This window comes from Corynebacterium aurimucosum ATCC 700975, from assembly GCF_000022905.1.
Lineage (GTDB): Bacteria > Actinomycetota > Actinomycetes > Mycobacteriales > Mycobacteriaceae > Corynebacterium > Corynebacterium aurimucosum_F.
Map to the genome: position 1 here is coordinate 1,026,131 of NC_012590.1, position 11,302 is coordinate 1,037,432.

Sequence of the window (11,302 nt, forward strand, 5' to 3'; positions counted from 1 at the left end):
GAATGGTGTGACTGCGGTGAATGCCGTTTTAATACTGTTCATCTTGCACCTATGTAATTTCAACCTTCACTCTCTAGCGTGGACGGTGTCCGGAGGTTAAGTGCAGTCTCCGGGCAGTTCGACAATCACCAGCTTCACCATGCCCTCCCAGGTCGATGAGTTGGGGCGGGCATAACAAGGGAGAACCCTGCCGCTATGACCAATCCTTCCGTCCTGACCGAGCAGCCGCACGAGGCTGCTGTGGCAACCAAGACCTATGTCATCGATACCTCCGTCCTTCTTTCCGACCCATGGGCGTTGCGTAAGTTCGCAGAGCACGATGTGGTGCTGCCCATCGTCGTTATCTCTGAGTTGGAAGGAAAACGTCATCACCCGGAGCTTGGCTGGTTCGCCCGCCAAGCTCTTCGCTTTTTGGAGGACCTCCGCGCCACCTACGAAGCTCTAGACCAGCCGCTGCCCGTCAATGCCGCGGGCGGAACGCTGCGCGTGGAGCTTAACCACCAGGATCAATCCTTGTTGCCGGTGGCCTTCCGCGGGCCGGAGGGGGACCACCGGATCCTCGCGTGCGCGCTCAACCTACAGCATGAGGGCAAGGTCACCGTTCTGGTGACCAAGGACGTTCCGCTACGCGTCAAGGCTGGCGCTGTGGGCCTGCAGGCCGATGAGTACCATGCGCAAGATGTCGTGCTCACTGGCTACACCGGCATGGCCATCGTGCCCACCAGCGCCGAGGTCATCGATGAGCTCTACGGGGAGGGCGAGGTGCTTATCGACGGCTCCGTGACCACCGCCGGTACCCGCGTCGAGGACCTGCCGGTGCACTGTGGCGTGACTCTGCAGGCAGGCGGGCAGTCAGCGCTGGGGCGCATGACGGCTGAGGGGACCGTGCGTTTGGTGCGCGGGGATACCAACGTCTTCGGCCTCCAAGGCCGCTCCGCTGAGCAGCGCGTTGCGCTGGATCTTTTAGTAGATCCTTGCGTGGGCATCATGTCCATCGGCGGCCGGGCGGGCACGGGTAAGTCCGCGCTGGCATTGTGCGCTGGCCTAGAAGCAGTGCTGGAGCGCGGTGAGCACCGCCGCATCGTGGTATTCCGCCCGATGTATGCAGTGGGAGGGCAGTCCTTGGGGTACTTGCCGGGCTCTGAGAGCGAGAAGATGAACCCATGGGCGCAGGCCGTGTATGACACCTTGGAAGGCTTGGTATCCGAAAACGTCATGGAGGAGGTCCAGGACCGCGGCCTCTTGGAAGTTCTCCCGCTGACCCACATCCGCGGCCGCGGCTTGCATGATTCCTTCGTCATCGTCGACGAGGCCCAGTCATTAGAGCGCAATGTGCTGCTGACTGTCCTGTCGCGGCTGGGCCGCGGCTCTCGTGTGGTGCTTACCCATGACGTTGCCCAGCGCGATAACTTGCGCGTTGGCCGCCACGATGGTGTGCAGGCGGTCATTGAGAAACTCAAGGGGCATGAGCTTTTTGCGCATGTGACCCTGCAGCGCTCTGAGCGCTCTGCCATTGCGGAGCTCGTCACCGATTTGTTGGAGGGTGAGAATTAACGCGTTCGCGAATGGCGATCTCCCTGCTCTCAGCTTGGCATTAACGCAGTGGACTCAGTAATAATTGTTCCATGAGCGACAACGCGAAAGACAAGAAGAAGGATTTCCGCATCCGCCCCTTCAACGCTGCGGACTACCCGCAGATGCGGGAAATCTATGAGCAGGGCCTTAACACTGGTCACGCCACCTACGAGACCCGTTCGTTGACCTTCGAGGAATTTAAGAACGTCAAGATCATGTCGTCCGTCTTCGTCGCTGTTGAGGAAGACGATGACTCGAAGGTTCTCGGTTGGGTCTGCGCTGCGCAGGCGTCCACCCGCACCGTGTTCCACGGCGTGGTGGAGGATTCCATCTACCTGAGCAAGGAAGCCCAGGGCAGGGGTATCGGTGGTGCTTTGCTGGATCAGCTCATCGAGGTCTGCCGTGACTTGCACAAGTGGGCCATCCATTCGTGGATCTTTCCGGAGAACGAAGGCTCCGCTGGTCTCCACAAGTCCCGCGGCTTCGTCAAGGTGGGTACCTACTCCCACATGGCAAAGATGACTTATGGTGAGCTTGCCGGCCAGTGGCGCGATACCGATGTTTATGAGCTGCTCCTTCCGAAGCCGGAAGAGAAGAAGGCAGAAGCCAACCAGAAGAGAAAGTAATTATCTCAGTTTTCTAATATCAGGGCAGGAGTGGGGATAGAATAGGACCTGTTCTCAACCACTCTCTATCGAAGGCGAATCATGTCTTTCCGCACCTCTGTGCTTGCCCTTTCTACCGCCGTAGCCGTGTCAACTGGTGCTTTCGCAGCGCCCGTTGCCACGGCTGCAACGTATCCGTCGGCTGGTTCCGTTCCCGTGGCCGAGCTCGATGTCAACCTCCCCAACGGTGCTCTGGCTTATGTCTTTGCCGAGCCAGTGATGCAATCCGACATCGACCTGGTCACCCGCCAAGTTCGCGAACTGCGCGGCAAAGCTTGGGACGACAATCTGCCCTTCAACGGCGGAACCCTGCGACAGGCCGCTAGTGCCGCTGGCTACCGCACCCGCGACGCATATGTGAATTCAATCTCCTGGGATCGAGGCCTCGAACATGCGGCAATGCAGCGCGCTGCCGAGGAGAACCTTGACTTCAACCACCTAAGGCTGCCAGGGGTTCCTCCGTTCGGCGTGATTGACAACCTATGGGCAGGTGAAAATCTGACCACTTCAGGAATGTCGGAGGCGATCGCATCGTGGTCAACCGATAAGTACCAAGGGGCCAGCGAGTGGGACATGCTCATCCGTTCAAACGGCAAGTTCAATGATAGAACCGGGCATCTCTATTCGATCATCGATCCCACCCACGTAACTTTCGCTCAGGCGCAGGTGGGGGAGGTGACTGCTGGTTTCTTCTCCAATCGCGATATGTCCGGTGAACCGGCTCGCATTTCCGGCCGCCACGCATTCCCCATTGCCGTGTCGGAAAGCGAAGTCAACGGTGCCGAGCTCATGACAACCGGCGGCACCTCCGTTGGAAGCGAAGGCCGCTTGGGGCTGACCATTGATGGCATCCAGGGAGCGAAGTTGGGGGTTCCGGTGGCGTCGCCAAGCAGTAGCGATCCGGAGGTGCTCGAAGTCAACGAGGACGGAACCTACACGGCCAAGTCCGAGGGAACCGCGACCGTCACCTTTAACACCTATGCGCTGCACAACGGTCAGCCGCGGCTGTCGGCCAACCAAGTCACCAAGACCGTGAAGGTGACCAAGAAGTCTCTTCTTGGAAGCTCAAGCTCCGGTGGCTCGGAAGTTGGAACCATCGTGGGCATCATTGCCGGCCTGCTGGCACTCATCGGTGTGGCTGCCCAGGTAGCCCGTCAATTCGGAATCCTGCGTTAAGCCCTTTGACACGAGAAAACCCTCGCTACGTGATTATTCGTAGCGAGGACTTCTTGTTGTTACGTCCTTAGGGGAGTGCTCTAATCGATGGTCTCCTTGAGGTGCTCCTCCCGCACCGGCAGGATGAGCAGGAGAGCGATGATGGCCATCGGAACCATAAGCAGGATGACCGGGGTGAGGCCATCGTTATAGGCATTGAGGATCACGTCGCGGATCGGGTCAGGAAGCTGTGCCACCATCGACGGGGTCAGGCTAGAGGAACCGCCGCCCTCGGCGCTGAACTTTTCCGCAAAGGGTGCACCGGCATTGCCCATGGAGGCAATAGCAGCCGGCATATTGGCAGCCAACTCATCCTTCATGTTGTGGATGAACAGCGAGCCCACCAAGGACGCACCCATGGCGGAGCCAATTTGGCGGAAGAAGTTGTTCGCCGCCGTTGCGGTACCCACCAGAGCCACGGGGAAGGAGTTCTGAACGATGAGAACGAGCACCTGCATGACGAAGCCGAGGCCGATGCCGAAGACGAGGAACTCGGCGCCAAGCTGAGTCAGGGAGGTGTCCACAGTCAGCTTCGACATCCAGAACAGAGCGCCTGCCGTAATGGCGAGGCCGATGATGGGGTAGCGCTTGTAGTGACCGGTTCGGGCGATGACGAACCCAACGGTGGTGGAGGTACCGATCATGCCGAGCATCATCGGGATCATCATGAGACCCGCCTTGGTGGGCGTCAGGGTGTGCACCATCTGCAGATAGGTCGGCATGTAGCCCAGCACTCCGAACATAGCCAAGCCCAGCACCATGCCAGCTGCCGTCGTGAGAACCATGTTGCGGTTCTTAAACAGCAGCACCGGGATCAGGGGCTCCTTGGCCCGCTTCTCGACGAAGACCGTGATGACAGCACCGATCACAACGATGACGGCCAAGGTAAGAATGACGGGATCCGACCACTCGTACTGGGTGCCGCCCCAGGTGGTCATGAGGATGAGCGAGGCGGTAGTGATAGCGATGAAGGTGGCTCCCAAGGCATCAAACTTACGCAGATCAGTATCGCCGACACGCAGGTGCAGAACGAGCACGCACACGGTCATGGCGAGCAGACCAAGGGGAATATTCATCCACAGACCCCAGCGCCAGCCAGGTCCATCAGTGAACCAGCCACCAAGGACTGGGCCGAGGACGGAGGACAGGCCGATAACGCCGCCCATGATGCCCATAAACTTGCCGCGCTCACGTGCCGTGGTGACCTCCGCGATGATAGACTGGGAGGAAATCATCATGAATCCAGCGCCGAAGCCTTGAATGGCACGGCCGATGATGAGCAGGTTCATAGAATTGGCGAAGCCGCCCACGGTGGAGCCGATGACGAAGGTGGCAATACCTCCGATGTAGAGCCACTTGCGGCCCATCATGTCACCGAGCTTGCCGGAGATGGGCATAGCAATGGTCATGGTGACCAAGAAGGCGGAGATGACCCAGCTCATGTGGTCGACACCGCCGAGCTCGCCGACGATGGTGGGCAAGGCAGAGGCAAAGATCATCTGCCCCAGTGAGCTCATCAACATGGTGAGCACGAGGGCAGAGAAGACGAGGACAAGGTTGTTTTCCGGCTTGCCGTTGTCAGTGTTGGCCACTGACGGTTTCGCGGTAGCTACCATGAAAGTCCTTTCGAATAGTTGTTGATGAGTGCGAGTGCGGAGTCAAAGCGCTGCTCAAAGGGGATATCGCAGCTGAAGTCTGGCGAGGTGGTGGCCAACCAAAAAGCCTCCCGGATGGTGGAGGCAATGAGGAGTGCCTCCGTGTGCGGGGAGACATCCGGCATGGTCTTTAGAGTTGGTTCCTTCTCTAGCCGCTGGGTGAGAAGCTCAAGGACTTCGTTGGATTTGGCACGCTTTCTGCTTAAGGACGCCGCCGCTGCGTCCGCATCGCGGGAGATACGACGGCGTCGTTCAGCAATTTCCCTATTGGCGTGCTGCCCAATGAGGTGTTCCTTGATGAGGTCGACGGCCAACTTGAAGATATTCTCCGTGGGAGTTTCGAGCAGGTAGCTCTTTTGTTCTTGGGAGAACTCTTGGCTGGGGTTGCCCAAGACGGCTGAGTCTTTGGAATCGAAATAGTTAAAGAAAGTACGCCGGGAAATACCGGCCTTCTCACATATCTCCTCCACCGTAACTGCAGCAAAGCCGTGCTCGTCTACCAAGAGGGTGGCAGCATCCTCTATGCGTAGGCGAGTTTTCAGGCGTTTTTGCTCGCGTAATGACAGTTCTTCTTGCACGGAGTGCAATGCTACACCCAGTGCAAGTTTGCACCAAGTGCAATGCTGGTGATTTTCATGATGGCGGGGCGCTCTCTATGGTGCAGCGCACAGGAAAGGAGCGAGAAAACGGCGCGAAGTGATGGCTCGGAAACACTCAAGACATTAATTTTCAAGATCAAAACTGCCCTGGTTGACGAAGTTATTGCCAGATCTTGAATCAGCGGCTATAACTTTGGCAGATCGGGCAGTTCGGCTACCCCGACCCTGTTGTTGGCCCAGCGAGGCGGATGGGAAAACGGCGAAGCCGCCCTCCCGAAAGAGAGCGGCAGCGTTGGCGAAAGCGAACTTAGAAGTTATCGCGGTCGCGGTTGGTCATGGTGAGAACGTTGAGGCGCTCATCGAGCTCCTCCTCGGTGAGGTTCTCGCCGTCGACGAAGCCGAGGTCGATGACGGCTTCGCGGACAGTGATCTTCTCGTTCAGTGCGTGCTTAGCTGCCTTGGCGGCGTTCTCGTAGCCGATCTTGGAGTTCAGCGGGGTGACGATGGAGGTGGAGGACTCCGCAAACTTCTTCATGCGCTCCTCGTTAGCCTCGATGCCGTCGACGCACTTCTCAGCGAAGACGCGGGAAACATTAGCCAGCAGGCGGGAGGACTCGAGGACGTTTCGGGCCATCATCGGGATGTAGACGTTGAGCTCGAAGTGACCGTTGGAGCCGCCGAAAGCAACTGCGGCGTCGTTGCCGATGACCTGGCTGACCACCATGGTGGCGGCCTCGCTCAGAACCGGGTTGACCTTACCCGGCATGATGGAGGAGCCCGGCTGCAGATCCGGGAGGTGGATCTCCGCAAGGCCGGTGAGTGGGCCGGAGCCCATCATGCGAATGTCGTTGGCAATCTTGTTGAGGGAGATAGCCACGGTGCGCATGGCGCCGGAGAACTCGACGAGGGCGTCGCGGGCAGCCTGGGCCTCGAAGTGGTTCTTGGCCTCGGAGAGCTGGTCAATGCCGGTGAGCTTCTTGAGCTCCTCGGTGACCTTGCCACCAAACTCTGCGTCGGTGTTCAGGCCGGTACCGGTAGCGGTGCCGCCGATAGCCAGTTCACCCAAGCGCGGCAGGGTAGCCTCAACGCGCTCGATGCCGAGCTCGATCTGGCGAGCGTAGCCGCCGAACTCCTGGCCCAGGGTGATCGGGGTGGCGTCCATCAGGTGGGTGCGGCCGGATTTAACTACATCAGCGAATTCCTTGGCCTTGGCCAGCAGGGAATCGTGCAGGACCTTAAGGCCCGGGATGAGGTCATTAACCGCAGCCTCGGTTGCCGCAACGTGGGTTGCGGTGGGGAAGGTGTCGTTGGAGGACTGACCCATGTTCACGTGGTCATTCGGGTGAATCTCCACGCCGTTCTTGTGGGCGATGGAGGCGATGACCTCGTTGGTGTTCATGTTGGAGGAGGTACCGGAGCCGGTCTGGAAGACGTCAATCGGGAAAGCATCGTTGTGCTTACCCTCTGCAATTTCAGTGGCGGCGGCGATGATGGCGTCAGCCTTCTCCGCGTCCAGCTTGCCGGAGTCCTTGTTCACCTGGGCGCAAGCAGCCTTCAGGAGGCCGAGAGCGCGAATCTGCGCATCCTCGAGACCGCGGCCGGAGATCGGGAAGTTCTCCACAGCGCGCTGGGTCTGGGCACGCCACAGGGCGTCGACCGGAACCTTTACTTCGCCCATGGTGTCGTGTTCAATGCGGTATTCAGTCATGGATTCACCTTTTCTGTGAAATGAGTTTTGTTGGGTTCATTATGTGTGCCGTGGCACGGCATTCATGGCCACCGTAGCACTCTTCCTAGGAAAGTGAACTAGCTTTCCTTATCGTGGGGGTTGGTGTAGTCCACCACGGAGTATTCCTGCAGCTTAGCCAGCTTATGGATGGAGTCGACGTAGCGGATGGTGCCGGACTTGGAGCGCATGACCAGAGAACGGGTGGTGGCACCGTTCGGGCGATAAGAGACACCGCGGAGCATATCGCCGTTGGTCACGCCGGTAGCGGCGAAGTAGCAGTTCTCAGAGGAGACCAAGTCGTTGGTGGTGAGGACGCGGTCGAGGTCGTGGCCAGCCTTGCGGGCCTTCTCGGCTTCTTCTTCATCCTTGGGCCACAGCTTGCCCTGAATCTCTCCACCCATGCACTTCATGGCGCAGGCGGTGATGATGCCCTCTGGGGTGCCGCCGATGCCCATCATGATGTCGATGGAGTTGCTGTCCTGGCAAGTAGCGATGGCGCCTGCGACGTCACCGTCCATGATGAGGCGAACCTTGGCACCGGCCTCGCGGATCTGACGAATGAGGTCATCGTGACGCGGGCGGTCGAGAACGACGACGGTCAGGTCAGCTGGCTTGATGCCCTTGGCCTTAGCCACCGACTTCACGTTCCATTCGACCGACTCGTTGAGGTCAATGGCACCGACTGCCTCGGGGCCGACAGCAATCTTCTTCATGTAGAAGACAGCGGACGGGTCGTACATCGTGCCGCGCTCGGCAGCAGCGATGACAGAAATAGCATTCGGGCGGCCTTCAGCCATCAGGCGGGTGCCGTCAACCGGGTCGACGGCGATGTCCATCTCGGCGCCCTGGCCGGTGCCGACCTTCTCGCCGTTAAATAGCATCGGGGCTTCGTCCTTCTCGCCCTCGCCGATGACGACGACACCGTTCATCTCGACGGAGTTGATGAGCTTGCGCATAGCATCCACCGCGGCGCCGTCACCTTCATTCTTCTGTCCACGGCCAACCCAGCGACCCGAGGCGAGCGCTGCCGCCTCGGTGACACGCACCAGCTCCATGGCTAGGTTGCGGTCGGGGATATAAGACGTGTTATCAGACATGTTTGATTAGTCCCTTTCTTTTCAGGTGGCTCGGCCCGGGGTGGGGGACAACCCGGAATACATATTTCATTCTTCCACTTTTCTGACGGTTTCAAGCCCGAATGCCTCCCCCAGAAGTGGGATATGGGGGTGATTGCCTCCAAAAGGGCAGGTAGGAGGTCGCTGTCGCATGTGGTGGAGCAGGCGTGACATACTAGGCGAGTGGCATCTGAAGATAAACCAAAGATTTTTGAGGACGCGCGTGATATCACCCTGACAGTGGGCGTCATCCTCATCATGATGTTCCTCGCGGTTGGGGCAACGGGACTGTGCTCAATCAACCCGGAAAAGTCGGGGCCCGTGCAGAACGTGGATGCCGCTACCTTCTTGGAGATGGAAGCACGCGGTAGCGGGGCTGTCATTAGAGAGCCGGACATGCCGGAGGGCTGGCAGCCCACAGCCGCGCGACGCAAGCAGATGGGCGGCGAATCGGGTGCTGTGGTGAGCTGGCTGACCACTAACGACGGTTATGTTGAGTCAGCGCAGACGCAGTTGGCGCTTGGCGATGTCCCCGGGGCTTATGACTCCAATTACCGTGCCAACTCCGAGCGGCGTGAGGTAGCGGGCCAGGACGTGGAGATTCTCAGCAGCGATGACAAAGACGTACGCCCGCTGTGGATTACCGACTTGGGTGATGCCCGCCTCGTCCTCACCGGCTCTGCCTCCGATGCCGACTATGAAGCAGCCCTGACCGCATTCACTGAGGCCGAGCCACTCCAGATCGCTGAGGATGGAAGCGTCATCAGCGAATAGGCTTCGCTGCTTAGCGGAAGGTTACGCTCTGCAGCGTGGTTCCGTCCCATTCCACCTCGACCGAATCTCCAGCGGCGCTAGTGAGGGACTCTGGATCGAGGCCGCTCAGACGCGTCTTGCCGAGGTATACATCCACCTTCTCATGGAGGGACTTGCCGGGGAAGACGGCGATCTCGCTGAGCCTATTCTCGCTAAAGCGCAGAACAATGGAGCCGGAGAAGTAGCCGATCTCTTCGCTATTCGCGGTGTGCGGCGGACCGAAGAATTCTTCGGCGAGCTGGCGCGAATCACCAAAGACCATGGACCCTGCTCCGCCTGACTTGGAGACGAAGTCCACGCGATCTCCCGGGTAGCCGTAAATCTTCATTTAGTCTTCTCCTGCTTCTTCGTTGTGTGCTGCACTATCGGTGCCCTCTGCGTTCTTTCGGAGGGCCTCCTCTACGCGCTTCGAGGCACCGTCGAGGTGCGCCTCGCAGGCCTTAGCTAGGGCCTCGCCGCGCTCCCAGTACTTGAGGGATTCATCCAGTCCCATCTGTCCTAGCTCGAGGATTTTCACTGTTTCAATGAGCTCATCACGAGCCTGCTCATAGCTCAGCTCTTCCACCGGCGGGAACGCGTCCTGGCCGGGCTGGCCGGCGCCAATCGTGTCAGTCATGAGGTGAAGTATCTTCTTTCTCTTGTATGTTCCGTCTTAACTATTAGGTGTTCTGTTTAATCTGCGGCCTGAGAAGCCATTGCAGCAGCGGTGATCGAGCCATCGCCCACACGTATGCGCAGTTGCGAACCCGGTGGTGATTGCGTGTAGCTTGTGACGACCTCCGGACCGCTGCCATCGCGTGGAAGGACCTGCACGATGGCATAGCCGCGCTCGAGGGTGGCCGAGGGGCCTAAGGCGGAGACCCGAGCACGCAACGAGGCTACCTGGTTAGTTTCGCGGTCCAGCTGGTGGCTCATCACCCGGCGGATCAGCGCAAGATTTCGCTCCAGTTCCTCGCGGCGTGCGTTGATTGGCACCATCGGATCTGCAAGAACCGGGCGGGAGCGGATGTTCTCGAGTCCGCGGCGTTCTCGGTCCACCCAGCCGCGCAGCGCTGCCGCCATGCGCGAGCGTGCTTCGGAGATCAGCGCGTACTCCTTGGAGGCGGAGGGCACGACACGTTTGGCCGCATCGGTGGGGGTGGCGGCGCGGAGATCAGCGACATCATCAAGCACTGGGTGATCCGGCTCGTGGCCGATGGCGGAAACGACAGGGGTGCGGGCCTCCGCCACTGCGCGCTGCAGCGCCTCCTCGGAAAAGGGGAGGAGATCCTCCACTGAACCGCCGCCGCGAGCGATGATGATGACATCGACCTCCGGGTCCGCGTCGAGGGTCCGCAAAGCGTCAATCACCTGGGTAACAGCCGTGGCTCCCTGCACCGCGGTATTGATGACGTTGAATTGAACCGCCGGCCAGCGGTCTTGTGCCACAGACAGCACATCGCGCTCGGCATGGGAGCCGCGACCGGTGATGAGGCCGATCTTCTTGGGCAGGTAGGGAAGCGGCAACTTGCGCGAAGGATCGCACAGACCCTCCTGGCGCAGCTTCTGACGCAGCATTTCCACCCGAGCGAGGAGATCACCGATGCCGACGTGACGGATCTCGGTCACCCACAGGGAGAAGCTTCCGCGCCCAGCGTAGAAGGCAGGCTTGCCGTACACCACGACGCGGTCGCCATCTTTGAGCGGTGAGGGAGCATTGCGGATGAGCGAGGTGTTGCACGTCAACTGAACAGACTTTTCCTGCTCGACGTCACGCAGCGTGATGTAGGAGAGTTTCCACGTCGGCTTCATGTTCAGCTGGGTAATTTGCCCCTCCACCCAGAGGAAGCCGAGGCGTTCGATCCAGCCTTTGACTTGGTCATTGACCTTGCCGACTGGCCACGGAGTCTCCGCGGAATTGGCCGGTTGGTTCACGCGCAGTCCTTTCTCTTGAGCG

General features: G+C 59.5%; 11 protein-coding genes. 4 read left to right on the plus strand and 7 right to left on the minus strand.

All coding sequences use genetic code 11. From position 1 onward, the window contains the following. Positions 1-195: 195 nt before the first annotated feature. The 3 genes from CAURI_RS04925 to CAURI_RS04935 all read left to right on the plus strand — a co-directional run bounded on the left by CAURI_RS04925 (position 196) and on the right by CAURI_RS04935 (position 3,416). A complete protein-coding gene (locus CAURI_RS04925) occupies positions 196-1,554 on the plus strand; it encodes a PhoH family protein (RefSeq protein WP_010187349.1) in 1,359 nt (452 codons plus the stop codon). Positions 1,555-1,625: 71 nt separating this feature from the next. Continuing rightward, entirely contained in the window at positions 1,626-2,201 is a 576-nt protein-coding gene (locus CAURI_RS04930) for a GNAT family N-acetyltransferase (RefSeq protein WP_010187346.1), read from the plus strand. A gap of 81 nt (positions 2,202-2,282) precedes the next feature. Further along, positions 2,283-3,416, plus strand: a complete 1,134-nt coding sequence (locus tag CAURI_RS04935) for a hypothetical protein (RefSeq protein WP_010187345.1) — start codon at positions 2,283-2,285, stop codon at positions 3,414-3,416. Between the two features lie 80 nt (positions 3,417-3,496). On the opposite strand, the gene CAURI_RS04940 is transcribed toward CAURI_RS04935, so the two are convergent. The 4 genes from CAURI_RS04940 to glpX all read right to left on the minus strand — a co-directional run bounded on the left by CAURI_RS04940 (position 3,497) and on the right by glpX (position 8,535). Next, positions 3,497-5,071: an MDR family MFS transporter gene (locus CAURI_RS04940; RefSeq protein WP_010187343.1), complete on the minus strand. Its 1,575-nt coding sequence runs from the start codon at positions 5,069-5,071 to the stop codon at positions 3,497-3,499. Further along, positions 5,065-5,688: a TetR/AcrR family transcriptional regulator gene (locus CAURI_RS04945; protein ID WP_035116774.1), complete on the minus strand. Its 624-nt coding sequence runs from the start codon at positions 5,686-5,688 to the stop codon at positions 5,065-5,067. Before CAURI_RS04945 ends, CAURI_RS04940 begins: the two co-directional genes overlap by 7 nt. A 328-nt stretch (positions 5,689-6,016) precedes the next feature. Next, a complete protein-coding gene (locus CAURI_RS04950; RefSeq protein ID WP_010187338.1) occupies positions 6,017-7,417 on the minus strand; it encodes a class II fumarate hydratase in 1,401 nt (466 codons plus the stop codon). 98 nt (positions 7,418-7,515) lie between these two features. Beyond that, entirely contained in the window at positions 7,516-8,535 is a 1,020-nt protein-coding gene (gene glpX, locus CAURI_RS04955; RefSeq protein WP_010187336.1) for a class II fructose-bisphosphatase, read from the minus strand. A 201-nt stretch (positions 8,536-8,736) separates the two neighbouring features. On the opposite strand from glpX, the gene CAURI_RS04960 reads away from it, so the two are divergent. Continuing rightward, a complete protein-coding gene (locus CAURI_RS04960; protein ID WP_010187334.1) occupies positions 8,737-9,327 on the plus strand; it encodes a DUF4245 domain-containing protein in 591 nt (196 codons plus the stop codon). A 10-nt stretch (positions 9,328-9,337) separates the two neighbouring features. Here CAURI_RS04960 and CAURI_RS04965 read toward each other — a convergent pair whose 3' ends face one another. The 3 genes from CAURI_RS04965 to xseA are packed head-to-tail and all read right to left on the minus strand — an operon-like array spanning position 9,338 to position 11,280. Further along, positions 9,338-9,694 (minus strand): hypothetical protein, encoded by a 357-nt coding sequence (locus CAURI_RS04965; RefSeq protein WP_010187332.1) that lies wholly within the window; start codon positions 9,692-9,694, stop codon positions 9,338-9,340. Then, positions 9,695-9,982: an exodeoxyribonuclease VII small subunit gene (locus CAURI_RS04970; protein WP_010187330.1), complete on the minus strand. Its 288-nt coding sequence runs from the start codon at positions 9,980-9,982 to the stop codon at positions 9,695-9,697. A gap of 56 nt (positions 9,983-10,038) precedes the next feature. Further along, positions 10,039-11,280 carry an exodeoxyribonuclease VII large subunit gene (gene xseA, locus CAURI_RS04975; protein ID WP_010187328.1) on the minus strand — a complete coding sequence of 414 codons (1,242 nt, stop codon included), beginning with the start codon at positions 11,278-11,280 and terminating at the stop codon, positions 10,039-10,041. Positions 11,281-11,302 lie beyond the last annotated feature (22 nt).

Excerpts from the sequence above, each read along its gene's own strand:
- CAURI_RS04940 (WP_010187343.1), bottom strand. The coding sequence starts at position 5,071 with ATGGTAGCTACCGCGAAACCGTCAGTGGCCAACACTGACAACGGCAAG.
- CAURI_RS04925 (WP_010187349.1), top strand. The coding sequence starts at position 196 with ATGACCAATCCTTCCGTCCTGACCGAGCAGCCGCACGAGGCTGCTGTG.
- CAURI_RS04935 (WP_010187345.1), top strand. The coding sequence starts at position 2,283 with ATGTCTTTCCGCACCTCTGTGCTTGCCCTTTCTACCGCCGTAGCCGTG.
- CAURI_RS04970 (WP_010187330.1), bottom strand. The coding sequence starts at position 9,982 with ATGACTGACACGATTGGCGCCGGCCAGCCCGGCCAGGACGCGTTCCCG.
- CAURI_RS04930 (WP_010187346.1), top strand. The coding sequence starts at position 1,626 with ATGAGCGACAACGCGAAAGACAAGAAGAAGGATTTCCGCATCCGCCCC.
- glpX (WP_010187336.1), bottom strand. The coding sequence starts at position 8,535 with ATGTCTGATAACACGTCTTATATCCCCGACCGCAACCTAGCCATGGAG.
- CAURI_RS04950 (WP_010187338.1), bottom strand. The coding sequence starts at position 7,417 with ATGACTGAATACCGCATTGAACACGACACCATGGGCGAAGTAAAGGTT.
- CAURI_RS04965 (WP_010187332.1), bottom strand. The coding sequence starts at position 9,694 with ATGAAGATTTACGGCTACCCGGGAGATCGCGTGGACTTCGTCTCCAAG.